Genomic DNA, 22,359 nt, shown 5'->3' on the forward strand with positions numbered 1-22,359 from the left:
GACAGGTCTAAAGGCGGGCGGCGCGAGCCGCCCCGTTTCCGCACGCCGGCCGCTTACTGCGACTGGGCCGGCGTGGTGAGCGGCTGGTTCTGCAGCGTGTCCGAGCCTTGCGGGCCGACCGGCGGCGACGCCTCGCTCGACGCGTTCGGCTGCGGCGGACGATGGAACTGGAACTGCGGCTGGATCGCCGGCACCGCGCCCGGCGGCTGGCCGCCCGGCACCGGCGCACCGCCGGCAGCCTGCGTGGACGGCGTGAAGCGGCGCGCGTTCGAGCCCTGACCCGACACCTGGTTGGTCGCGCGGTTCGCCGCGCGGGCGGCCTGCGCGTTCGCATCCTGATCGACCACCGCGCCGGACGCCGGCACGGCGGACGGGCTGGCGACAGCCTCCGACGCGCTCGCCGCTTGTGCAGCGCGTGCGGCAGCCGCCTCTGAAGCGGCCTTCGCCGCCGCGGCCGCCTTCGCCTTCTTGCCGCCGCGATCGCCGTCGATATCGGCCAGCAGGTCGAGCTCGGACGGCAGGTTCTCGGCGCCGGTCCAGCCCGCGAGGCGATCGCCCGAGAAGGTCACGACGAGATCGCGCTGCTGGACGATCGACGTCGAGCCGCGCTTGAAGTAGAAGAGGTAATCCCAGCGGTCGGCGTGGAACATGTCCGCCAGCAGCGGCGTGCCGAGCAATGCGCGCACCTGCTCGCGCGTCATGCCGACCTGCAGTTGTGCGGCCTTCTCCTGCGACACGAAGTTGCCCTGCACGACGGTGATCCGATAGGGCGTGATGCTCTGCGCGATGCGCTGCGTCACGCTGTCGTACGACGAACAACCAGCCAGCGCCGCAACGGCGGCGGCAGCGATGATGGCACTCCGCATGCGACTCCTCTGAAAGTGCGAAAGCGTTTCTGGGATCATTTCCTTCACCGTGCTGGCCTGCGTCGCAGGCCGCGCGTATATCTGGAACGGCGAAAAGCCGGTAACATTGAAGCCCTGCATTGTACTCTAGGGATGCCTAGCCATGACCAATCCGACGGATCTCAAGAATATCGGGCTAAAGGCCACCCTACCGCGCCTCAAGATTCTCGAGATCTTCCAGCAGAGCCCCGTGCGCCACCTGACGGCGGAAGACGTCTACCGGAACCTGCTCAACGAGCAGCTCGACATCGGGCTCGCCACCGTCTACCGCGTGCTGACGCAGTTCGAGCAGGCCGGCCTGCTCTCGCGCAGCAACTTCGAATCCGGCAAGGCCGTGTTCGAACTGAACGAAGGCTCGCACCACGACCACCTCGTGTGCCTCGATTGCGGCCGCGTCGAGGAATTCTTCGACGCCGAGATCGAAGGCCGCCAGCAGGCGATCGCGAAGGAGCGCGGCTTCCGGCTCCAGGAGCACTCGCTCGCGATGTACGGTTCCTGCACGACCGAGAACTGCCCGCACCGCAAGCACTGAATCGCGCGCCGCGCGCACGAAGCACGGCCCGGCCGGCATCTCGCCGCCCGGGCCGTGTTCTTTTCGGGATCGTGCCGCGCATCGCGCACGAGCCGGTTCGGAATGCTGCCGAACGCCCTTCGGCGATCTCGCGCGGCCCGCAACCGGAACCCGACCCCGGCTGCGCGCCGCGTCAGGCCGTGCTCGCGCAGGCCGGCTCGAACTCGAGCGCCCACGCACGGTCGAGCGGGATCTCGTCGCAGTTCGGCTGCGGGCCGCCGCGATCGACGATCACGAAATCGCTGACCGCGTCGAGCGCGAGCAGCGGATGGTGCCAGACGCCCTTCGCATAGTTCACGCCCTGCCAGCCTTCGGCCAGGAACGCGCGCATCGCTTCGGGCCTGAATTCGCCGGCAGGCGCGACGACGATCGCGTAGCGCGACACGGCCGCGAGCGGGATGAACGCCTGGCTGCCGTGCGGATGGCGCTCCATCAGCGTGACCGCGACCGGCAGCGCGCGCGGCTGCGCGCGAAACACGCTGACGAGCGGCCGGCCGCCGTCCGCGCAGACGTCGATCGTCGCGAGATCGTGGAAGCGCTCGGTCGTGCCGCCGTTGATCGGGAAATGCCGCGCGCCTTCGAGCGCGATCACGTCGCCGAACGGCGCGAACGCTTCGCGGGTCAGGCGCTCGACGCGCAGGATATGGGGTCCGCTCATGCCGTCGCCCTCCTTCAAGCCGGCTCGCCCCACAGACGCAGGCGCGACACGCCGCCGTCCGGGAAGATGTTGAAACGCACGTGCGTGACGGGGCCGAGCGCCGCGAGCTGGTCGAACGTATGCACGTGGTCCATCGACAGCTTCTGCTCGCCGAGCAATTCGGCCCAGAACATCGCCTGCGTGACCAGAGAATCGTCGGTGCCGCCCGCGACCCGCGCGGCCTGCAGCGAGCAGCGGTCGGGGAAGTTGCCCTTGAAGAACGCCGTGTCGACCTCGACGCGCCGGATGATGCCCGGCCGCGCGAGCGCGACGATCGCCCAGTCGTTGCCGGGCTCGCGGCGGCGCCGCGTTTCCCAGCCGTCGCCCATGTTCGCGCCGCGCCCCGGCATCAGCATCTGCGATGCCGGGCCGAAGTGCTGGTTGTTCGCGGCCACCAGATAACCGCCGTTCTCGATCGCCGCGAGATCGACGAGTTCGCCGGCCGGCACATGGCGCCAGTCGCGCTGCGGCTGGCCGTACACGCGCAGCCGCGCGAGCCCGCCGTCCGGATACAGGTTCACGCGCAGGTGCGTGACCGGCTGCGCGTCGTCGACGCTCACGTAGTGATGCGAATTGCCCTGCAGCGTCGTCGCGGGGACGATCGTGCGCCATTCGGCATCGTCGGGCGGCGTGTCGCCGTCGGCGACGCACGCCTCGATCGACGCGGCCGGCGGGAAGTTGCCGGTGAAGTGGCTCGTATCGAGATCGACGCCGAAAATCACGCCCGGCCGCGCGAGCCGCACCACGCAGAAGTCGTGGCCGGTCGTGCGCTTGCGGCGCGTTTCCCAGCCGTCCATCCACTTGCCGTGGTCGTCGTACTTGCCGGGGATGAACACCGCCGGCTCGGGGTTCAGCATGCGCTCTTTCGGCGCGAAGAACTCGTCGCTCGCAAACAAAGCCTGCGCACCGAGGCGCGGGTCGGCGAGGTTCATGTAGCGCCGCGTGAAGGCCGGCGCGTTCGGATCGAGGATGGGGGCTGCCATGTCGTCTCCTGTCGATGGGAGTTAGCGCTTCAGCGCTTACTCCCATCCCATGCTTCGCGGTCGACGAGAGTTGGCGCTTCAGCGCTTACTCCCGTCCCATGCAAAGCAATTTCTGATTAAGTTCCGGCGCATCGAGGCGCCGGCCGCATGTAAATCGATCGCGCGGGACTACCGGGGGCAAAGCCGCCCCGCGCGACAAGCCGCGCTCAGAGCGCGTGGGCCTGGTCGCCGGCGACCGGGGTCGCGCGGCCTTCCTCTTCGGCCGGCACGTAGCGCAGCTCGCGGTTCAGCACGCGCTTCGCGCGAACCTTGTCGATATCGTTCTCCCACACCGCGACGACGACCGTCGCGACGCAGTTGCCGATCAGGTTGGTCAGCGCGCGGGCGATGCCGACGAACCAGTCGACCGGCAGGATCAGCACGAGGCCGAGCACCGGAATCGCCGGGATCGCCGACAGCGTCGCCGCGAGGATCACGATCGCCGAACCGGGAATCCCGTGCGCGCCCTTCGACGTGACGAGCGACACGAGCAGCACGACGATCAGGTCATGCGTCGACAGCGGCGTGTTGGTGGCCTGCGCGATGAACAGCACGGCGAGCGTCAGGTAGATCGAGAAGCCGTCGAGGTTGAACGAATAGCCGGTCGGGATCACGAGGCCGACCGTCGAATCCTTGACGCCCATGTATTCGAGCTTGCGCATCACCTGCGGCAGCACCGCATCCGACGACGCCGTGCCGAGCACGATCGACAGCTCCTCGCGCAGGTAGCGGATCAGCTTGAACACCGAGAAGCCCGCGAGCCGCATCACGATGCCGAGCACGACCGTGACGAACACGAAGCAGCTCAGGTAGAACACCGCGACCAGGTAGCCGAGCTGCTTGAGCGACGAGACGCCGTACTTGCCGGTCGTGAACGCGATCGCGCCGAGCACGCCGAGCGGCGCGAGCTTGATGATGAAGCCGATGATCCGGAAGAACACGTGCGACAGCTCCTCGATCAGCGAGTTGACGCGCTGCGCCTTGTCGCCGAGCAGCGACAGCGCGGAGCCGAACAGCACCGCGAACACGAGGATCTGCAGGATGTCGCCCTTCGCGAACGCGTCGATCGCGGTGTCGGGGATGATCTTCATCAGGTAGCCGGCCGTGTCCTTCAGGCTTTCGGCGTTCTTCGCGTACGACGCGAGCGACGACGCGTCGAGCGAATGCAGGTCGATGTTCATCCCGACGCCCGGGCGCGTGACCCACGCGAGCACGAGGCCGATGCCGAGCGCGAGCGTCGTCATGATCTCGAAGTAGATGACGGCCTTCAGGCCGACCCGGCCGACCTTCTTCAGGTCGCCCGCGTTGGCCATCCCGCTGACCACGACGCAGAACACGATCGGGCCGATGACCATCTTGATGAGCTTCAGGAAGCCGTCGCCGAGCGGTCGCAGCGACTCGGCGAAATGCGGGAAGAACGCGCCGAGCGCGACCCCCAGGATCAATGCGACGACTACCCGGCCAAACAGCGAATTGAGGAATTTCGACACGGCGCTCTCCCGATCCAACGGTTGCAGTTTCGTCTGTTCATACTGGTAAGACCAGTGATGTTATGGTGGATAGTAGGAAGCCGATATAGTGACGTCAAGGACGGACAAAATAGGGATTTCCCGCCCCCCTTCGCATGCGTCCGGCGGCCCCGAAAACGGGTCTGATCGTGGCTTTCCCGTAGTGCGGTCGTGCGCTGCGCCCGTGCGGATTACAATGCCGGTCAGACCGGCCATCGTTCACATCATGAAAAATGTTCCGCATACCGTGACCGACGCCGCCATCGCGACGATCCGCGACCGGATCGAGGCAGGCGTTTATCCGGTCGGCAGCCTGCTGCCGGCCCAGCGTCAGCTCTCCGAGGAGCTGGAGATCAGCCGTGCGTCGCTGCGCGAGGCGCTGTCGACGCTCGAGGCGCTCGGGATGCTGCGCATCCGCGCGGGCAAGGGCGTGTACGTCGAAAGCGCGCAGGCAACGGCCGCGCATGCGTGGCAGTTTGCCGAGCAGTCGTCGCCGCCCGATACCTACCAGATGCGCTACGCGCTCGAAGGGTTCGCCGCGCGGATGGCCGCGCGCGTGGTCAGCGACGACGACATCGCGTGGTTCGAAGACAATCTCGCCGACCTGCACGTCGCGCTGACCGAAAACGCGCTCGACGAGGCGTCGCAGCTCGACTTCGATTTCCACATGCGGATCATCCATCTCGCCGGCAACGCGGCGATCGAATCGATCCTGCGCGGCAGCGCGGACATCATGAAGGAAAGCCAGCGCATGCCGTTCTACCGGCGCGAGCTGCTGCTGTCGACGTGGCACGAGCATCGCGCGATCGTCGATGCGCTGATCGCACGCGATGCGGCCGCCGCGGGCAGCGCGATCGAAACGCACATCGCGAACGCCGCGCAGCGCGCGGGCATCTTCTTCCCGACGCCCGGCGCCTGACGGCCGTGCGGCGCGCGCCGCACGAGCATCACACCGCAGCGATCGGATTCGCGTCGATCACGAAAAAAGCACGCGCCGGCGCCGGACGATCACGCGGCCTCGCCCGCGAAATCGATCAGCACCTTCATCGCGCGCTGCCGGTCGCCGGCCAGTTCGAACGCGAGGTTCGCGTCGCGCATCGGGAACACGCGCGTGATGGCCGGCCGCAGGTCGACGCGCGCCGCGTTGATCAGTTGCACCGCGAGCGCGAATTCCGCATGGAAGCGGAACGATCCGCAGATCGACAACTCCTTCGCGACCACGACGTTCTGCGGCAGGCTGACATCGCCGCCGAGCCCGAGCTGCACGACGACGCCGCGCGGACGCATCACGTCCAGCCCGTCGCGCAACGCGCGCGCATTGCCCGAACACTCGATCATCACGTCGAACGTGCCCTTGTCGGCGCCGTAGCGCTCGACCCATCCGGCATCGGCCGCCGCATTGATCGTATGGTCGGCGCCGAGCGCGCGGGCCACTTCCAGCGGTGCTTCGACGACGTCGGTCGCGACGATCTCCGCCGCGCCGTGCACGCGCGCCGCCGCGACCGCCAGCACGCCGATCGGCCCGCAGCCCGACACGAGCACGCGCTTGCCGATCAGCGGGCCCGCGCGCGACACCGCATGCAGCCCGACCGCGAACGGCTCGGCGAGCGCCGCGAGCGACAGCGGCACGTGATCGGCGACCTTCACGCACTGCGCCGCGTCGCACACGAGCGCGTTGCGAAACGCGCCCTGCACGTGCGGCATCCGCATCGCGCTGCCGTAGAAGCGCATGTCCAGACACTGGTTCGGCAAGCCTTCGAGGCAGTAGCGGCACGCACCGCACGGCCGGCTCGGATTGACCGCGACGCGATCGCCGACCTTCACCGACGTCACGTCCGGCGCGACCTCCGCGACCGTGCCGGCAACCTCGTGGCCGAGCACCATCGGCTGCTGCAGCCGGATCGCGCCGAAGCCGCCGTGCCGGAAGTAATGCAGGTCGGACCCGCAGATGCCGCCCATCGCGACATCGACGCGCACCTGGCCCGGGCCGATCTCGCCCGCGTCCTGTTCCTCGACCCGCAGGTCGTTCGGTCCGTGGATCACGACACACATGCAACGCATACGCATGACCTTCCTCCCTATACGGCGCTCGTCAGGCCGCCGTCGACGAACAGCGTCTGGCCGTTGACGAAATCGGATGCGGCCGACGCAAGGAAAATCGCCGCGCCGCACAGCTCGTCGACGCGCCCCCAGCGGCCGGCCGGGGTGCGCTTGCACAGCCAGTCCGAGAACGCCGCGTCGTCGACCAGCGCGCGATTCAGCTCCGTTTCGAAATAGCCGGGCGCGAGGCCGTTGGCCTGGATGCCGTGGCGCGCCCAGTCGGCGCACATCCCTTTCGTCAGCATCCGCACCGCGCCCTTCGACGCCGCGTACGGCGCGATCGTCGGCCGCGCGAGCTCGCTCTGCACGGAGCAGATGTTGATGATCTTCCCATGGCCGCGCGCGATCATGTGACGCGCGACGGCCTGCGCGACGTTGAACACGCCGTCGAGATTCACGCGCATCAGCGCATGCCAGTCGTCGGGCTCGAATGCGTCGAGCGGCGCGCGGCGCTGGATGCCCGCGTTGTTCACGAGGATGTCGATCGCACCGACGCGCGCCTCGAAGTCGTCGATCGCCGCGCGCACCTGCGCATGCTCGGCGACGTCGAACACCGCATGGTCGGCCGCGAAGCCTTCGTCGCGAAAATGGCGCGCGAGCGTCGCAGCCTTCTCTTCATTACGATCGTTGATGACGATCGACGCGCCGGCTTCCGCCAGCCCGCGGGCGAGCGTCAGCCCGATCCCGCGTCCGGAACCCGTGATCAGTGCGCGGCGGCCGTCGAGACGGAACCGTTCAAGTGCGTTGGTCATGCATGTCTCCTCGTGCCAGTGGAGCCGGCTGCCCGTCGCGGCCGGTCTCGCGTCGACGGTATCTTCTGCTGCCGGCCCGAGGCTGCGCCAATGGTCTTTTTTGATCCGGTTATCATGAAATCTGATTACCGCCCTCTCCTGCCCGCCGCCCATGGAACTCAAGCAATTGCGCGCCTTCGTCACGCTCGCGGAAGAGCTGCATTTCGGGCGCGCGGCGCAGCGCCTGTTCATCGTGCAGCCCGCGCTGAGCATGCAGATCAAGGCGCTCGAGGAAGAGCTCGGTGCGCGGCTGTTCGAGCGCGACCGCCACAAGGTCGAACTGAGCGACACGGGGCGCGTGTTCCTGCCGGAAGCGCGCGCGACACTGCAGCAGGCCGCGCGCGCGGAACAGATGGCGCGGCTGTCGAGCCGCGGCGAGATCGGCACGCTGAGGATCGCGTTCGTGTCGTCGGTGCTGCCCGCGCTGCTGCCGGCCGTGCTGCGCACGATGCGCGAGCGCTATCCGCTGATCGCGCTCGAACTGAAGGACATGCCGACGCCCGACCAGATCGCCGCGCTGCGCGACCGGCGGATCGATTTCGGGATGATCCGGCTGCCGGCCGCGTATGCGGGCATCGACACGCGCGTGGTGCTGGAAGAAGGCTTCATCGTCGCGCTGCCGCTCGACCATCCGCTCGCCGCGCACGACACGATCCCGCCGGCGGCGCTACGCGGCCAGCCCGCGTTCGTGCTCGCGCGCCGCTATGCGCCCGGCTTTCACGACGACATGCTGCTCGCGCTGAGCCGCGCGGGTACGACGCTCGAAATCGCGCAGGAGTTCGGGGAATTCACGACGATGCTCGCGCTCGTCGCGGCGGGGATGGGCATCGGGCTGATCCCGGCGGAAGCCGCCAGCGCGCTGCCGCCGAACGTGCTCGCGCGGCCGCTCGACCTGGCCGGCCACCGGAGCGGCATCGGCCTCGCGTGGACCGACCTCGACAGCCCGCTGAAGCGTGCGTTCGTCGACGCGCTCGAGCAGGTGACGGCGGCGCGGTGACGACGCATTCGCGGCTCGCGACAACAAAAAAGCCCGGCCGGAAAACCGGGCCGGGCTCGTTCGCCGCGCGTGCCGCGTTGCCGCGGCCGCGCAACGTGCGGGATTACTTCGCGTTCGCGAACGCGACAGCCGTATCCAGCATGCGGTTCGAGAAACCCCACTCGTTGTCGTACCAGCTCGACACCTTGACGAGGCGGCCCGACACCTTGGTCAGCGTCGCGTCGAACGTCGACGAAGCCGGGTTGTGGTTGAAGTCGATCGACACCAGCGGTGCGTCGTTGTAGCCGAGGATGCCCTTCAGCGAGCCTTCCGACGCTTCCTTCATGATCGCGTTGACTTCCTCGACCGTCGTGTCGCGCTTGGCGATGAACGACAGGTCGACGATCGACACGTTGATCGTCGGGACGCGGATCGCGTAACCGTCGAGCTTGCCGTTCAGTTCCGGCAGCACGAGGCCGACGGCCGAAGCAGCGCCCGTCTTCGTCGGGATCTGGCTGTGCGTGGCCGAACGCGCGCGGCGCAGGTCTTCGTGATAGACGTCCGTCAGCACCTGGTCGTTCGTGTACGCGTGGATCGTCGTCATCAGGCCGGTTTCGAGGCCGATCTTGTCGTTCAGCGGCTTGACGAGCGGCGCGAGGCAGTTCGTCGTGCACGATGCGTTCGAGATGACGGTGTGCTCGGCCTTCAGCACGTTGTGGTTCACGCCGTAGACGATCGTCGCGTCGACGTCCTTGCCGCCCGGTGCCGAGATGATCACCTTCTTCGCGCCGCCCTTCAGGTGCGCGCTCGCCTTTTCCTTGGTCGTGAAGAAGCCCGTGCACTCCATCACGACGTCGACGCCGAGCTCGCCCCACGGCAGTTCGGCCGGGTTGCGGTTCGCCAGCACGCGGATCTTGTCGCCGTTCACGACGAGGTAGTCGCCGTCGACCGACACTTCGCCCGGGAACTTGCCGTGCGCGGTGTCGTACTGGGTCAGGTGCGCGTTGGTCTTCGCATCGCCCAGGTCGTTGATCGCGACGATCTCGAGATCGTGCTTCTTGCCGTTTTCATAAAACGCGCGCAGCGTGTTGCGGCCGATACGGCCGTAGCCGTTGATTGCGACGCGAATCGTCATGGTCTATCTCCTGATGGCTGAAAAAATTCGTTTCGTGCAGCTTCACGGTGCGACGCGCGCAACGGGTGGCGCGCGTCGCGAATTGCTTTTAGGCCAGCACGGCCTTGGCCGTCTCGACGACGTGCTCGACGGTGAAGCCGAAGTACTTGAACAGCACGCCGGCCGGCGCCGATTCGCCGAACGTGTCGATCCCGACGACGCCGCCTTCGAGGCCGACGTACTTGTGCCAGAAGGACGTCACGCCGGCTTCGATCGCGACGCGGCGCACGCCGTGCGGCAGCACGCGTTCGCGGTATTCGGCGTCCTGGCGGTCGAACACGTTGGTCGACGGCATCGACACGACGCGCGCCGCGATACCCTGCTGCGCGAGCGGCTCGACGGCCTTCATCGCGAGCTCGACTTCCGAACCCGTCGCGATCAGGATGATCTTGCGCGCGACGATTTCCTCGTCCCAGTCCTTCAGTACGTAGCCGCCCTTCTCGATGTTGGCGATCTGCGCGTCGGTACGCGGGTTGAACGCGAGGTTCTGGCGGCTGAAGATCAGGCTCGACGGACGATCCGCGGCAACCGCGTGCGTCCAGGCAACGGCCGTCTCGACCGTGTCGGCCGGACGCCACACGTCGTGGTTCGGGATCAGGCGCAGGCTCGACACGTGCTCGATCGACTGGTGCGTCGGGCCGTCTTCGCCGAGGCCGATCGAATCGTGCGTGAACACGAAGATCGACGGCACCTTCATCAGCGCGGCCACGCGCAGCGCGTTGCGGCTGTAGTCGGAGAACGTCAGGAACGTGCCGCCGAACGGCTTGTGGCCGCCGTGCAGCGCGAGGCCGTTGATCGCGGCGCTCATGCCGAATTCGCGCACGCCGTAGTTGATGTGGTTGCCCAGCACGACGCCCGCGCCTTCCGGATTCGCGCGAACCGCCTTCGACGCCTTCCAGTTGGTCAGGTTCGAGCCGGTCAGGTCGGCCGAGCCGCCGAGCAGTTCGGGCAGCGCAGCGGCCAGCCCTTCGATCGCCTGCTGCGAAGCCTTGCGGGTCGCGACCGTCTCGGCGCGCTCGTTCGCGCCGGCGATGATCGCCGCAGCCTTCTGCGCCCAGTCGGCCGGCAGCTGGTTGGCCATCCGGCGCTCGAATTCGGCGGCTTCTGCCGGGAACTTCGCGCGATATTGCGCGAACGTCGCGTCCCAGTCGTTCTCGGCACGCTTGCCGGCTTCCTTCGCGTCCCATGCCGCATAGACTTCCTGCGGAATCACGAACGGCTCCCACTTCCAGCCGAGCGCTTCGCGCGTCTTCGCGATTTCTTCCGCGCCGAGCGCCGCGCCGTGCACGTCGTGGCCGCCGGCCTTGGTCGCCGCGCCCTTGCCGATCACCGTCTTGCAGCAGATCAGCGTCGGCTTGTCCGACAGCTTCGCGTTCGCGATCGCCGCGTCGACCGCGTCGACGTCATGGCCGTTCACGTTCGGGATCACGTTCCAGCCGTACGCTTCGAAGCGCTTCGGCGTGTCGTCGTGGAACCAGTTCACGACGTCGCCGTCGATCGAGATGCCGTTGTCGTCGTACAGCGCGATCAGCTTGTTCAGCTTCAGCGTGCCCGCGAGCGAGCAGGCTTCGTGCGAGATGCCTTCCATCAGGCAGCCGTCGCCGAGGAACACGTACGTGTGGTGATCGACGATCTTCGCGCCGTCACGGTTGAACTCGTCGGCCATCAGCGCTTCGCCGAGCGCCATGCCGACCGCGTTCGCGAGACCCTGGCCGAGCGGGCCGGTGGTCGTCTCGACACCCGGCGTGATCCCGTATTCCGGGTGGCCCGGCGTCTTCGAGTGCAGCTGGCGGAAGTTCTTCAGCTCTTCGATCGGCAGGTCGTAGCCGGTCAGGTGCAGCAGCGAGTACAGCAGCATCGAGCCATGGCCGTTCGACAGCACGAAGCGGTCGCGGTCTGCCCAGTGCGGGTTCGTCGGGTTGTGCTTCAGATGGCGCGACCAGAGCGCGACGCCGATTTCGGCCATGCCCATCGGCATGCCGGGGTGGCCGGAGTTCGCTTGCTGGACGGCGTCCATCGCGAGCGCACGGATCGCGTTGGCCATCAGGGTGGTGGAGGCGGGAGACGAAGTCGTCATGTCGAGTCCGGAGAACGAGTCGAGGAAACGGGGGCACGGCGGCATCCGGAAGCTCGAGCGTCAATCGTTCCCGGCGCGCGGTGCGGCGCCTGACGGACGCGAAGCGGACGGAGCCTACGGACGGGGCTGCAAAGCTCGTCATTTTAACAGATGGGCCGACATTTCCCTTGTCGGCGCGCGGTGTTCCGGCACGGTTTTCCGCCAAACCGCGCGCCTCCTATAATTCAGACGTCAGAACCGACTGCCCCTAGCGGCCCGCCCGTGAGCACCACGCTACTCTTTCACCCCACGCCCGATGCCACCTACGGCTTCCCGAATGCCCGGCGGCTCGCGCGCGTCGCGTCCCTGCACCAGCAGATCGAAGTCTGGGAAACCCCGCAGCTCGGCCGCCTGTTTACGCTCGACGGCCGGCCGATGACGTCGGTCGGCGACGAATACGTCTATCACGAGTGCATGACGCACCCGGCCGCGCTTGCGCATCCGTCGCCGAAGAAGGCGCTCGTGCTCGGCGGCGGCGACGGCGGTGCGGCGCGCCAGTTGCTCAAGCACGCGTGCATCGAGCGGATCGTGATCGCCGAGCTCGACGACGAGGTGGTCGGGATGGCGCGTCGTTATCTCGACGACGTGCACCAGGGCGCGCTCGACGACCCGCGCGTCGAGCTCGTGATCGGCGACGCCGCGCATTTCGTCGAGTCGACCGTCGAGCATTTCGATCTCGTCGTGTTCGACCTCACGCCGCCCGATTCGCCGGCGGCCGGCCTCTACACGCGCGCGTTCTACGCGCGGCTCAAGCGGATCCTCACGCCGTGCGGCGCGATCTCGATGCATCTCGGCTCGCCGGTGTTCCACGCCGCGCGCATCGCCGCGCTGCTCGACGACCTGCGCGCGAGCTTCGCGGTCGTCGATCCGCTGTCCGCGCACGTGCCGCTGTACGGTTCGCAGTGGCTGATGGCGATCGCGAGCGACACGCTCGATGCGGCCGCGCTGTTCGCGCACGACATCGACGAACGGCTCGCCGCGCGCCACGTCCAGGGCTTGCGCTACTACGACGCGCGGCTGCATGCGTCCCTCTTTGCCCTGCCGCACACGCTGCGCGATACACTGGGCGCTCGCCGCTGAGCGTCCGGGCAGCCGAGCCGTTCCGCTTTCCCCCATGCAGGAGAACTACCGATGACCGATCCACGTCCGGCCAACGTGCCTTGGTTGACGCCATACCTGGCCGTACGCAACGCGCGCGCGGCCATCGATTTCTTCAAGGCCGCATTCGGCTTCGAGCTGCGCGACGTGCACGACGAGGACGGCGCGATCATGCACGTCGAGATGGTCTACCGCGGCCAGTTGATCGTGATGTTCGCACCCGAAGGTGCATTCGGCTCGATCGCGCTCACGCCGAAAAGCGCGCACGCCACCGCGCCGCAGTCGTTCTATCTGTACGTCGACGATGTCGACGCAACCTGGCAGCGCGCGCTGGACGCGGGCGCGAAATCGCTGAGCGCGCCGCAGGACCAGTTCTGGGGCGACCGGTTCGCGCAGATCGAGGATCTCGACGGCTACCGCTGGGCACTCGCGCGCCATCTCGACGCATGACCGAAACCGCCACACGCATGAACGAAGCCACCACCACCGCGGCCGTGCCGCGCTTTTTCGTCGACGCGGCACTGCGCGCCGACGCCACGCTCGCGCTGCCGGCCGACGTCGCGCGCCACGCTCAGGTGCTGCGCCTGCAGCCCGGCGACGTGCTCGCGCTGTTCGACGGCACGGGCGGCCAATACCGCGCGCGGCTCGTCGAGATCGACAAGCGCAGCGCACTCGCGCAGATCGACGCGTTCGAGCCGGCCGAGGCCGAGCCGCCCTATCGCGTGACGCTCGCGCAAGGGATCGCCGGCGGCGACAAGATGGACTGGGTGATCGAGAAGGCCGTCGAGCTCGGCGTCGCGGCGATCGTGCCGCTGTCGACCGCACGCGGCGTCGTGAAGCTCGCCGGCGAACGCGCGGACAAGCGCGTCGCGCACTGGCGCGGCGTCGTGCGCGCGTCGTGCGAACAGTGCGGGCGCAACCGCTTGCCCGAGGTTGCGCCGGTACTCGGCTTCAACGCGTGGCTCGATGCGCTGCCGGCCGCGCCGGCCGACGGCGAACTGCGGCTGCTGCTGTCGCCGCGCGCGAGCATCCCGTTCGCGTCGCTGCCAGACACGCCGCCCGGAGCGCCCGTCACGCTGCTGATCGGGCCCGAAGGCGGACTGTCGCCCGACGAGGAAAACGCGGCCCGCGCGCGCGGCTTCACCGCGTTGTCGCTTGGGCCCCGCGTGCTGCGCACCGAGACGGCCGGCGCGGCCGTGCTCGCGGCATTGGCAGCGCGCTGGGGCGGATGGTGATGCGCGACCGGGCAGGCGCCGCGGCATGACGTCGACGCGCGGCGATGCGCGTTAGCGCGCCGCTTTCAACGGCTCGATATCGATAAGGAATTTTGTCGGGCCGGCCGCGCACACGCAAAAAAGCCCGCTCGAAGCGGGCTTTTCGCCGTGCCGCAGGCCGATTCGCGCTTACGCGAACGAGTAGAACACGCGGAACGCGACCTTGCGCTCGGCCCAGAACTCGGCCGCCTCGCGGAACACGTCGAGCAGCGTCTCGCGCCCTTCCTTGTCGAACTTCTGCGCGATCGGCAGCCCTTCGAGGACGATCACGAAACCGGGCTGCGCGCCGGCCTTCGCGACGAGGTCGGTCAGGCAGTCGTACAGCGCGTCGTAGTTCTTCCCGAAATGCTTCGGGAACAGGAACGACGTCGCGATCGTTTCCATCACTTCCTGCTTCGACTGCGCGGCGCCGCAATACGCGTACAGGAAGTGCTGGCCGAGCCGACCGGCTTCGTCGGCGAGATCCTGCACGCGGAACGCGCGGATCGACTGCACGAGATTGGGTCGCACGGTCGTGAAAAGGCTCATAGGCTCCTCGTTCGATGAAAGCCCGGGCTCGGCTTCCTGTTGCTCCGGCGCGCCGACGGCCTGTGCCGCCGCGTTCAGTTGAATCACGCGCTGAAACAGGTTGCCGTCGCCGGCCGCGAACAGTTCCGCCGCCGCCGAATCGTGCGCGTAGATGGAGTCGCTCATGCCATTCGTCCCGAAGTCATTCAACAATACGTTTAAAACTGTTGTAGTGGTCGCCCGTGTAATAACAGTTGTCGATCCGGCGCAATGGCCCGCCACAGACGATCCGGCGCGCGCCGCGATTGCGGGCACGCGGCGTCGGCACCGTGTACTCATGGTAGTAGCCGCGCTTCGCCTTCGGCAAAATCCGCTCGCGGTTGCCGAACACGACGCCGTCTTTCTCGTACGGATAGGGGCCGCCGGCGCCGATCAGTCCCAGCGTGGTCACGGCCTCGCGCGGAAGACGGGCGGTCGGGATCGTATCGAGCCCGCTGGCGGCCACGTCGGCCGAAACGGCCTCCCGTGCGTAAGCGGCGGAAACCAGACTGCCCGTCGGCGTGCCGACGATACCCATCGCGAACATCGCGAAGACGGACGCGAGCGCGCCGTTGCGGAGCCACTTGCGTGCCATGAACCAGGGTTCCCGCTGTTAAATCAAGTAGTTGACGACCAACAAAGGCGTTAGCGTAGCGTTATTGGCCGCGCGAATCAATGTCCGTTTGGGAATCGAAAGCCCGACGACGCGCGGATGTGCGTATTTCTTACCGAATTTGCACTACATTTATCTTACATAAGATAAAATGCAGGCGGCATCTTTCGTATGGCAAGACCCTGCCTCCTTGCCACGCTCGTTACCTGGAGTGGAGAGATGCTGCTGTTGCTTTGAGGGAAGCGCGTTTGCGCCCTGCCCGACGGCGTGCCCATTGCGGGCACGCTTCTTTTTGCTTTTGTTTACAATTTCGCCCGACGCGCCACGCCGGTTCGACCGGCCTGGCGCGTTCGTTTTCGCTCAGCGCGCGGCGTTCACGTCGGCGACCAGCAGCGCCGCCATGTTGACGATGCGGCGAACGGTCGCCGATTCGGTCAGCACGTGCACCGGCTGGGCAGCACCCAGCAGGATCGGCCCGATCGCGATGTTGTTGCCGGCGGCCGTCTTCAGCAGGTTGTACGCGATGTTCGCGGCGTCGATGTTCGGCAGGATCAGCAGGTTCGCGTCGCCTTCCAGCGTCGATTCCGGCAGGATTTCCTTGCGCAGCGCCGCGTCGAGCGCGACGTCGCCGTGCATCTCGCCGTCGACCTTCAGTTCCGGTGCGGTTTCGTGCAGGATCGCGAGCGTATCGCGCATCTTCTGCGCCGAAGGCGCGTTGCTCGTGCCGAAATTCGAATGCGACAGCAGCGCGACCTTCGGCTCGATACCGAAGCGGCGTACTTCTTCCGCGGCCATGATCGTGATCTCGGCCAGTTGCTCCGGGGTCGGATCGACGTTGACGTGCGTATCGACGAGGAAGATCTGGCGGCCCGGCAGCACGAGGCCGTTCATTGCCGCATAGACGCTGCAGCCGGGGCGCTTGCCGATCACCTGGTCGATGAAGTGCAGGTGGCGGTGCGTCGTGCTGATCGTGCCGCAGATCATCCCGTCCGCTTCGCCCCGCTTCACCAGCATCGCGCCGATCAGCGTCGTGCGGCGGCGCATCTCGACGCGCGCGAGCTGCTCGCTGATGCCCTTGCGCGCCATCAGCTTGTGGTACGACTGCCAGAAGTCGCGGTAGCGCTCGTCGTGCTCGGTGTTGACGACCGTGAAGTCGACACCCGGATTCAGGCGCAGGCCGTAGCGCTGGATACGGTGCTCGATCACCGACGGCCGGCCGATCAGGATCGGCGTCGCGAGTTTTTCGTCGACGATGATCTGAACGGCGCGCAACACGCGCTCTTCTTCGCCTTCCGCGAACACGACGCGCTTCTTCTCCGCCGGCGCGCTGCGCGCGATCTGGAAGATCGGCTTCATCGTCGTGCCGCTGTGATACACGAACTGCTGCAGATGGACGCGGTACGCCTCCATGTCCTCGATCGGGCGCGTCGCGACGCCGCCGTCCATCGCGGCCTGCGCGACGGCCGGCGCGATCTTCACGATCAGGCGCGGGTCGAACGGCTTCGGAATCAGGTATTCGGGGCCGAACGACAGGTCCTGGATGCCGTACGCGGTCGCGACGATGTCGCTCTGTTCCTGCTGCGCGAGCTCGGCGATCGCATTGACGGCCGCGATCTCCATTTCACGCGTGATCGTCGTCGCGCCGACGTCGAGCGCGCCGCGGAAGATGAACGGGAAGCACAGGACGTTGTTGACCTGGTTCGGGTAGTCGGTGCGGCCCGTGGCCAGCACCGCGTCCGGGCGCACTTCGAGCGCGAGTTCCGGCAGGATTTCCGGCGTCGGGTTCGCGAGCGCGAGGATCAGCGGGCGCTCGGCCATGCCCTTCACCATCTCCTGCTTCAGCACGCCCGCGGCCGACAGGCCGAGGAAGATGTCCGCGCCTTCGATCACTTCGGCCAGCGTCCGCGCTTCGGTCTCGCGTGCGAAACGCTCCTTGTCCGGGTCCATCAGTTCGGTGCGGCCCTTGTAGACCACGCCGGCCAGGTCGGTCACCAGGATGTTCTCGATCGGCAGGCCGATGTCGACCAGCAGGTCGAGACACGCGAGCGCGGCCGCGCCCGCGCCGGACGCGACGAGCTTCACCTTCTTGATGTCCTTGCCGACGACCTTCAGGCCGTTCGTGACAGCCGCGGCCACGACGATCGCGGTGCCGTGCTGGTCGTCGTGGAACACCGGGATCTTCATCCGCTTGCGCGCTTCGCGCTCGACGATGAAGCAGTCAGGCGCCTTGATGTCTTCCAGGTTGATCCCGCCGAAGGTCGGCTCCAGCGCGGCGATCACGTCGACGAGCTTGTGCGGGTCCGACTCGTTCAGCTCGATGTCGAACACGTCGATGCCGGCGAACTTCTTGAACAGCACGGCCTTGCCTTCCATCACCGGCTTCGACGCGAGCGGGCCGATGTTGCCGAGACCGAGCACCGCCGTGCCGTTCGTGACGACGCCGACCAGGTTGCTGCGCGCGGTGAAACGCGCCGCGTTGAGCGGGTTCTCGACGATCTCCTCGCACGCATACGCCACGCCCGGCGAATATGCGAGCGCGAGGTCGCGCTGGTTGATCATCTGCTTGGTCGGGGCGATCGCGATCTTCCCCGGAGTCGGGAATTCGTGATAGTCGAGCGCGGCTTCGCGGAGCTTGGCTTTGGAGGAGGCTTGGGTGGACATATGTCTCGTGACGGGCGGATTAGAATAACTGTTCGACGGCATTGTAGCGCCAATCGAAGGCCGCCAGACCGGCGATTCGGGTGCGACAGCCGCGACAAAAATGAACCGAACGGTGCAGGAACGCCGCCGTTCGCCTCGTACAATGCCGTTCCCTGAACCGTATCGGATCCACCCGCCGTGCCAGCCGCCCTCTCCGAGTTTTCGCTGATCGATCGCTTCTTCGCGCGCCGCGCGGCACAGGGCGCACGCGCGTCGACGCTCGGCATCGGCGACGATTGCGCGCTGATCGCACCTCGATCCGGGAAATTGCTGGCCATTTCGACGGACATGCTGGTCGAGGGCCGCCACTTCTTCCCCGACGTCGCGCCCGACGCGCTCGGCCACAAGACGCTCGCGGTCAACCTGTCCGACCTCGCGGCGATGGGCGCCGAGCCGCGCGCGTTCACGCTCGCGTGCGCACTGCCGCGCGCCGACGCGGCGTGGCTCGAGGCGTTCAGCAACGGGCTGTTCGCGCTCGCCGAGCGATTCGGCTGCGAGCTGGTCGGCGGCGACACGACGAGCGGGCCGCTGAACCTGTGCGTGACCGTATTCGGCGAAGTCGCGCCCGACGCGGCGCTGCGGCGCGATGCCGCGCGCGACGGCGACGACGTCTGGGTGTCCGGCACGCTCGGCGACGCACGCGCCGGCCTCGGCGTCGCACGCGGCGAATGGGCGGCCGGCGCGAACGAAGCGGCCGCGTTCCGGCACGCGCTCGAGCGCCCCGAACCGCGCGTCGCGCTCGGCCTCGCGCTCGCGGGCGTCGCGCACGCGGCGCTCGACATCTCGGACGGCCTCGCCGGCGACCTGCAGCACATCCTGGCGCGCTCGAACGTGCGCGCCGAGATCGACGCCGACGCGGTACCGCGCTCGGCCGCGCTCGCGACGCTGCCGCCCGACGTGCAGCGCCGCTGCACGCTGGCGGGCGGCGACGACTACGAGCTGTGCTTCACGGCTCCGGCCGCGGCCCGCGCGGCGGTCGAAGCGGCAGGCGCGACGGCCGGCGTGCCGGTCACGCGAATCGGTACAATACGCGCGTTGTCCGCGCCGTCGGAGCGGCCCGCGATCGCGTGGCGCGACGCCGCCGGCGCGCCCCTGGCTCTCACGTTGCACGGCTTCGACCACTTCCATGCAGACTGACCCGACGCCCGCGCACGCCGCGGTCGAACCCGGCGCCGCACCGAACGGGAATGCGCCGAAGCGCGCGAGCGCGCGCTTCATGCTGTCGCATCCGGCGCACCTCGTGTCGCTCGGTTTCGGCAGCGGGCTCGCGCCGATCATGCCCGGCACGTTCGGTTCGCTGTTCGGCTGGCTCACGTTCATCGTGCTGAGCCGCTACCTGACGGTACCCGAATGGTGGGTGCTGATCGCGGCCGGCTTCGCGGCGGGCACGTGGATCACCGGTTTCACCGCGAGGAAGATGGGCACGTCCGATCCGGGCGCCGTCGTCTGGGACGAGATCGTCGCGATCTGGCTCGTGATGCTGTTCGTCACGCCGGCGACCTTCATCGGCCAGTTGTGGGCGTTCGTCGCGTTCCGCTTCTTCGACATGCTCAAGCCACCGCCGATCCGCTATTTCGACCGCCGCCTGAAAGGCGGGCTCGGCATCATGATCGACGACCTGGTCGCCGCGTTCATGACGCTGCTCGTGATCGCCCTGTGGCGCTCCGTCGTCGGCTGACCGATTTCCCGACTCCCGTTTCCCGACGCGCATGCCAACCGATTCCGTCGTCCACCAGCTTGCGATCCGCGCAGGCAACAAGCTGCGTGACGAGCACCTGACGCTCGCCACCGCCGAATCCTGCACCGGCGGCATGATCGCCGCGGCGATCACCGACATCTCCGGCAGCAGCCAGTGGTTCGAGCGCGGCTTCGTCACGTATTCGAACCAGGCCAAGATCGACATGATCGGCGTGCCGCCCGACCTGATCGACAAGCACGGCGCCGTCAGCGAGCCCGTCGCGCGCGCGATGGCCGAAGGCGCGCTGCGCAACAGCCGCGCGCAGGTCGCGCTGTCCGTCACGGGCATCGCGGGCCCGGCGGGCGGCAGCGAGAAAAAGCCGGTCGGCACCGTGTCGTTCGGCTGGAGCAACCGGCTTCATACCGACGTCGAAACGCTCGTGTTCAAGGGCGACCGCGAACAGATCCGCACGCAGGCGGCCGTGCATGCGCTGCGCGGGCTATTGAAGCTGCTCGACGAGCGCGAGGGCTGAGCGGGCAGGCGGACGAAGCGGGAAAGTTGAGCGGGAACGCGGCACCGACCCGCCGGTGCGGGCCTGCCGGAAAGTCGGCCGCCCGAACGGGCGGCCTGTGCATTTCAGCGATGCGCGTTGATCGTATCGCGGGTCTTCTGCGCGGCGAGCGCCGCGGCTTCGGCGAAATCCTCGCCGTTGCTCGCGTACAGGATCGCGCGCGACGAGTTGATCATCATGCCCGTGCCGTCGGCCGTGCGGCCGGCGCTGACGGTCGCCTGCACGTCGCCGCCCTGCGCGCCGATGCCGGGAATCAGCAGCGGCATGTCGCCGACGATCCCGCGCACGATCTCGATTTCCTTCGGGAACGTCGCGCCGACCACGAGGCCGAGCTGGCCGTTCTTCGCGTTCCACTTGTTCGCCGCGAGGTCCGCGACGACCTGGTACAGCGGCCGCCCCCCCGTTTCCAGGAACTGCAGGTCGGAGCCGCCCGGGTTCGACGTGCGGCACAGCACGATCACGCCCTTGCCGTCGTGCTCGAAGTACGGCTCGACGGAGTCGTAGCCCATGTACGGGTTCACCGTGACCGCGTCCGCGCGATAGCGCTCGAACGCTTCGCGCGCGTACTGCTCGGCCGTGCTGCCGATGTCGCCGCGCTTCGCGTCGAGGATCACGGGCAGGCCCGGATGCTGAAGGTGGATGTGCGCGATCAGCCGTTCGAGCTGGTCTTCCGCGCGATGCGCGGCGAAATAGGCGATCTGCGGCTTGAACGCGCTCGCGTACTGCGCGGTCGCGTCGACGATCTGCCGACAGAATTCGAAGATCGCGTCGGGCTGGCCGTCGAACTGCACGGGAAAGCGCGACGGCTCGGGATCGAGGCCGACGCACAGCAGCGAATTCGTGCGCTGCCACGCGGCGCGCAGCGATTCGATGAAAGTAAGCGGGGAAGACATGGCGGGTACTCGCGGCAAACCATTGGTAGACCGCGTATTTTACCCGCGTCTTCGGCGCGCCTCGCGAGTCGCGGCATTGCCGCGCGCATCGGCGCGCCCGACGGTGAACGCGAAACGCCGCGTGAGCCGCTCGCCCGGCGCGAGCAGCGTCATTCCGTGCGCGGCTGCGCCGCCCGGCAGGTTCACCGCATTGATCGGATGATCGACCGGCTCGAAGCAGAAGAAATCCTCGCCGGGCGGTGTATAGAGCACGTACGCGTCGGCGTCGGCCGCGACCGTCAGCGACAGCCCGCGGCGCGGCCAGCTCACCGTCGCGTGGCCGCCCCAGCCGGTGAACGCGTGATTGACGAGCGCACCCGGCAGCGGATACGCGACGCCGAACTGCCAGGCCGGCGGCACGCTCACGTGCCGCACCGGCAGGAAATCGGAGCCCGACAACCACAGCCCGCCGGCCGCCGCGGCCAGCTCGGTCACCGCGTCGCGCACCAGGAACGGATGCACGCCGAGCCCGAACGGCAGCCGGGCGCGCCCCGCGTTCTCGATCGTCAGCGCGATCGACAGCGTCGTGTCGTCGAGTTCGAACGACTGGATCGCGCGGAACGCATACGGCGCGCCAGCCGCGCGATCGAGCGACAACTGCAGCGTCGTGTCGGTCGCCTCGTCCACCTGCCACGGCGCGAGCCAGCCGTCGCCGTGGATCGGCAGCGGCTCGTCGCGCCGGTTGCGCGGCACCGCGACCTTGCGCCCGTCGCATTCGAAGCGTGCGCCGCCGATCCGGTTCGAGTAAGGCAGCAGCGGATAACACGCGAGCTCGTTCGGGTCCGTCGCCGTCTCCGGATGCTCGCAGCGGCGAAACACCGGCACCAGCGCACCGTTGTCGCCGCGCCAGTCGAAGCGCGCGATGCCGCCGCCCAGATGCGGCAGCACGTCGAGCCGCAGCGACGCATTCGACAGCGAGACGGCCGCCGCATGCGCGGCGCCCACGCCCTGCGCGAATGCGGCCGTCTGCGGGCCGGGGCTGACCGGCTGCGCGGCGGCGGCCAGGCGGGCACGGCGCGACTGGCTCGTGGACGACGATGCGCGCGAGGGCGTGGCGGTCATGATGAGCTCCTTTCCTTCGTCGAAG

22 protein-coding genes are annotated in these 22,359 nt (G+C 67.9%); 9 read left to right on the forward strand and 13 right to left on the reverse strand.

Features of this window, described 5'->3' with window-relative positions:
- Positions 1 to 53: 53 nt before the first annotated feature.
- Entirely contained in the window at positions 54 to 866 is an 813-nt protein-coding gene (locus tag KVT39_RS07525) for an outer membrane protein assembly factor BamE (protein WP_175750239.1), read from the reverse strand.
- 142 nt (positions 867 to 1,008) lie between these two features.
- Here KVT39_RS07525 and fur point away from each other — a divergent pair, with 142 nt between their 5' ends.
- A complete protein-coding gene (fur, locus tag KVT39_RS07530) occupies positions 1,009 to 1,437 on the forward strand; it encodes a ferric iron uptake transcriptional regulator (protein WP_034182711.1) in 429 nt (142 codons plus the stop codon).
- A gap of 172 nt (positions 1,438 to 1,609) precedes the next feature.
- On the opposite strand, the gene KVT39_RS07535 is transcribed toward fur, so the two are convergent.
- From KVT39_RS07535 to KVT39_RS07545, 3 genes are all read right to left on the reverse strand, one after another.
- The gene (locus tag KVT39_RS07535; RefSeq protein WP_105389854.1) at positions 1,610 to 2,134 is read right to left on the reverse strand and encodes an ureidoglycolate lyase; all 525 of its coding nucleotides are present in this window, start codon (positions 2,132 to 2,134) and stop codon (positions 1,610 to 1,612) included.
- 14 nt (positions 2,135 to 2,148) lie between these two features.
- Complete coding sequence (gene alc, locus KVT39_RS07540; protein ID WP_034182710.1) at positions 2,149 to 3,156, reverse strand: allantoicase; 1,008 nt, start codon at positions 3,154 to 3,156, stop codon at positions 2,149 to 2,151.
- Between the two features lie 206 nt (positions 3,157 to 3,362).
- Positions 3,363 to 4,685 carry a C4-dicarboxylate transporter DctA gene (locus tag KVT39_RS07545; protein ID WP_034182709.1) on the reverse strand — a complete coding sequence of 441 codons (1,323 nt, stop codon included), beginning with the start codon at positions 4,683 to 4,685 and terminating at the stop codon, positions 3,363 to 3,365.
- Positions 4,686 to 4,899: 214 nt separating this feature from the next.
- On the opposite strand from KVT39_RS07545, the gene KVT39_RS07550 reads away from it, so the two are divergent.
- Entirely contained in the window at positions 4,900 to 5,622 is a 723-nt protein-coding gene (locus tag KVT39_RS07550) for a FadR/GntR family transcriptional regulator (protein WP_081938529.1), read from the forward strand.
- A gap of 89 nt (positions 5,623 to 5,711) precedes the next feature.
- Here the strand turns inward: KVT39_RS07550 and KVT39_RS07555 are convergent, their stop codons facing one another.
- Together KVT39_RS07555 and KVT39_RS07560 are read right to left on the reverse strand one after the other, a co-directional pair.
- Complete coding sequence (locus tag KVT39_RS07555) at positions 5,712 to 6,770, reverse strand: L-idonate 5-dehydrogenase (protein ID WP_034182707.1); 1,059 nt, start codon at positions 6,768 to 6,770, stop codon at positions 5,712 to 5,714.
- An 11-nt stretch (positions 6,771 to 6,781) separates the two neighbouring features.
- Positions 6,782 to 7,555, reverse strand: coding sequence for an SDR family NAD(P)-dependent oxidoreductase (locus KVT39_RS07560; protein ID WP_175750240.1), 774 nt, complete (start codon positions 7,553 to 7,555; stop codon positions 6,782 to 6,784).
- Between the two features lie 151 nt (positions 7,556 to 7,706).
- On the opposite strand from KVT39_RS07560, the gene KVT39_RS07565 reads away from it, so the two are divergent.
- Positions 7,707 to 8,591: a LysR family transcriptional regulator gene (locus tag KVT39_RS07565; RefSeq protein WP_175750241.1), complete on the forward strand. Its 885-nt coding sequence runs from the start codon at positions 7,707 to 7,709 to the stop codon at positions 8,589 to 8,591.
- Between the two features lie 103 nt (positions 8,592 to 8,694).
- Here the strand turns inward: KVT39_RS07565 and gap are convergent, their stop codons facing one another.
- Together gap and tkt are read right to left on the reverse strand one after the other, a co-directional pair.
- Positions 8,695 to 9,705, reverse strand: coding sequence for a type I glyceraldehyde-3-phosphate dehydrogenase (gene gap, locus KVT39_RS07570; protein WP_107314676.1), 1,011 nt, complete (start codon positions 9,703 to 9,705; stop codon positions 8,695 to 8,697).
- Between the two features lie 88 nt (positions 9,706 to 9,793).
- Positions 9,794 to 11,866, reverse strand: a complete 2,073-nt coding sequence (tkt, locus tag KVT39_RS07575) for a transketolase (RefSeq protein WP_034182704.1) — start codon at positions 11,864 to 11,866, stop codon at positions 9,794 to 9,796.
- Positions 11,867 to 12,082: 216 nt separating this feature from the next.
- Between tkt and speE the strand changes: the two genes are divergently transcribed.
- From speE to KVT39_RS07590, 3 genes are read left to right on the forward strand one after another with little or no spacing between them, the layout of a single operon-like run.
- Entirely contained in the window at positions 12,083 to 12,940 is an 858-nt protein-coding gene (gene speE / locus KVT39_RS07580) for a polyamine aminopropyltransferase (protein WP_034182703.1), read from the forward strand.
- 51 nt (positions 12,941 to 12,991) lie between these two features.
- On the forward strand, positions 12,992 to 13,408 hold the full coding sequence (locus KVT39_RS07585; RefSeq protein WP_034182702.1) for a glyoxalase/bleomycin resistance/extradiol dioxygenase family protein: 417 nt from the start codon (positions 12,992 to 12,994) through the stop codon (positions 13,406 to 13,408).
- Positions 13,409 to 13,425: 17 nt separating this feature from the next.
- Positions 13,426 to 14,193, forward strand: coding sequence for a 16S rRNA (uracil(1498)-N(3))-methyltransferase (locus KVT39_RS07590; protein WP_034183404.1), 768 nt, complete (start codon positions 13,426 to 13,428; stop codon positions 14,191 to 14,193).
- 168 nt (positions 14,194 to 14,361) lie between these two features.
- Here KVT39_RS07590 and KVT39_RS07595 read toward each other — a convergent pair whose 3' ends face one another.
- The 3 genes from KVT39_RS07595 to KVT39_RS07605 form a co-directional block, all read right to left on the reverse strand.
- Positions 14,362 to 14,925, reverse strand: coding sequence for a barstar family protein (locus KVT39_RS07595; protein ID WP_027783519.1), 564 nt, complete (start codon positions 14,923 to 14,925; stop codon positions 14,362 to 14,364).
- A 16-nt stretch (positions 14,926 to 14,941) separates the two neighbouring features.
- On the reverse strand, positions 14,942 to 15,373 hold the full coding sequence (locus KVT39_RS07600) for a ribonuclease domain-containing protein (protein ID WP_034182701.1): 432 nt from the start codon (positions 15,371 to 15,373) through the stop codon (positions 14,942 to 14,944).
- Between the two features lie 378 nt (positions 15,374 to 15,751).
- Positions 15,752 to 18,094 carry an NADP-dependent malic enzyme gene (locus tag KVT39_RS07605; protein WP_034182700.1) on the reverse strand — a complete coding sequence of 781 codons (2,343 nt, stop codon included), beginning with the start codon at positions 18,092 to 18,094 and terminating at the stop codon, positions 15,752 to 15,754.
- A gap of 135 nt (positions 18,095 to 18,229) precedes the next feature.
- On the opposite strand from KVT39_RS07605, the gene thiL reads away from it, so the two are divergent.
- The 3 genes from thiL to KVT39_RS07620 are packed head-to-tail and all read left to right on the forward strand — an operon-like array spanning position 18,230 to position 20,301.
- Complete coding sequence (gene thiL, locus KVT39_RS07610; protein WP_034182699.1) at positions 18,230 to 19,228, forward strand: thiamine-phosphate kinase; 999 nt, start codon at positions 18,230 to 18,232, stop codon at positions 19,226 to 19,228.
- Entirely contained in the window at positions 19,218 to 19,769 is a 552-nt protein-coding gene (locus KVT39_RS07615; RefSeq protein WP_217588295.1) for a phosphatidylglycerophosphatase A, read from the forward strand. Before thiL ends, KVT39_RS07615 begins: the two co-directional genes overlap by 11 nt.
- 31 nt (positions 19,770 to 19,800) lie before the next feature.
- Positions 19,801 to 20,301, forward strand: coding sequence for a CinA family protein (locus tag KVT39_RS07620; RefSeq protein ID WP_034182697.1), 501 nt, complete (start codon positions 19,801 to 19,803; stop codon positions 20,299 to 20,301).
- Positions 20,302 to 20,405: 104 nt separating this feature from the next.
- Here KVT39_RS07620 and pyrF read toward each other — a convergent pair whose 3' ends face one another.
- The gene (pyrF, locus tag KVT39_RS07625) at positions 20,406 to 21,233 is read right to left on the reverse strand and encodes an orotidine-5'-phosphate decarboxylase (RefSeq protein WP_034182696.1); all 828 of its coding nucleotides are present in this window, start codon (positions 21,231 to 21,233) and stop codon (positions 20,406 to 20,408) included.
- 39 nt (positions 21,234 to 21,272) lie between these two features.
- Complete coding sequence (locus KVT39_RS07630) at positions 21,273 to 22,334, reverse strand: aldose 1-epimerase (protein WP_217588296.1); 1,062 nt, start codon at positions 22,332 to 22,334, stop codon at positions 21,273 to 21,275.
- Positions 22,335 to 22,359 lie beyond the last annotated feature (25 nt).

Source organism: Burkholderia sp. GbtcB21, from assembly GCF_019091065.1.
Taxonomy (GTDB): domain Bacteria; phylum Pseudomonadota; class Gammaproteobacteria; order Burkholderiales; family Burkholderiaceae; genus Burkholderia; species Burkholderia pyrrocinia_C.

Bases quoted from the DNA above. Each gene is read 5' to 3' on its own strand.
- KVT39_RS07525 (WP_175750239.1), bottom strand. From the start codon at position 866: ATGCGGAGTGCCATCATCGCTGCCGCCGCCGTTGCGGCGCTGGCTGGT.
- fur (WP_034182711.1), top strand. From the start codon at position 1,009: ATGACCAATCCGACGGATCTCAAGAATATCGGGCTAAAGGCCACCCTA.
- KVT39_RS07535 (WP_105389854.1), bottom strand. From the start codon at position 2,134: ATGAGCGGACCCCATATCCTGCGCGTCGAGCGCCTGACCCGCGAAGCG.
- alc (WP_034182710.1), bottom strand. From the start codon at position 3,156: ATGGCAGCCCCCATCCTCGATCCGAACGCGCCGGCCTTCACGCGGCGC.
- KVT39_RS07550 (WP_081938529.1), top strand. From the start codon at position 4,900: ATGCCGGTCAGACCGGCCATCGTTCACATCATGAAAAATGTTCCGCAT.
- KVT39_RS07555 (WP_034182707.1), bottom strand. From the start codon at position 6,770: ATGCGTATGCGTTGCATGTGTGTCGTGATCCACGGACCGAACGACCTG.
- KVT39_RS07560 (WP_175750240.1), bottom strand. From the start codon at position 7,555: ATGACCAACGCACTTGAACGGTTCCGTCTCGACGGCCGCCGCGCACTG.
- KVT39_RS07565 (WP_175750241.1), top strand. From the start codon at position 7,707: ATGGAACTCAAGCAATTGCGCGCCTTCGTCACGCTCGCGGAAGAGCTG.
- gap (WP_107314676.1), bottom strand. From the start codon at position 9,705: ATGACGATTCGCGTCGCAATCAACGGCTACGGCCGTATCGGCCGCAAC.
- tkt (WP_034182704.1), bottom strand. From the start codon at position 11,866: ATGCCGCCGTGCCCCCGTTTCCTCGACTCGTTCTCCGGACTCGACATG.
- KVT39_RS07585 (WP_034182702.1), top strand. From the start codon at position 12,992: ATGACCGATCCACGTCCGGCCAACGTGCCTTGGTTGACGCCATACCTG.
- KVT39_RS07590 (WP_034183404.1), top strand. From the start codon at position 13,426: ATGAACGAAGCCACCACCACCGCGGCCGTGCCGCGCTTTTTCGTCGAC.
- KVT39_RS07595 (WP_027783519.1), bottom strand. From the start codon at position 14,925: ATGAGCGACTCCATCTACGCGCACGATTCGGCGGCGGCGGAACTGTTC.
- KVT39_RS07600 (WP_034182701.1), bottom strand. From the start codon at position 15,373: ATGGCACGCAAGTGGCTCCGCAACGGCGCGCTCGCGTCCGTCTTCGCG.
- KVT39_RS07605 (WP_034182700.1), bottom strand. From the start codon at position 18,094: ATGCCGTCGAACAGTTATTCTAATCCGCCCGTCACGAGACATATGTCC.
- KVT39_RS07615 (WP_217588295.1), top strand. From the start codon at position 19,218: ATGCAGACTGACCCGACGCCCGCGCACGCCGCGGTCGAACCCGGCGCC.
- KVT39_RS07620 (WP_034182697.1), top strand. From the start codon at position 19,801: ATGCCAACCGATTCCGTCGTCCACCAGCTTGCGATCCGCGCAGGCAAC.
- pyrF (WP_034182696.1), bottom strand. From the start codon at position 21,233: ATGTCTTCCCCGCTTACTTTCATCGAATCGCTGCGCGCCGCGTGGCAG.
- KVT39_RS07630 (WP_217588296.1), bottom strand. From the start codon at position 22,334: ATGACCGCCACGCCCTCGCGCGCATCGTCGTCCACGAGCCAGTCGCGC.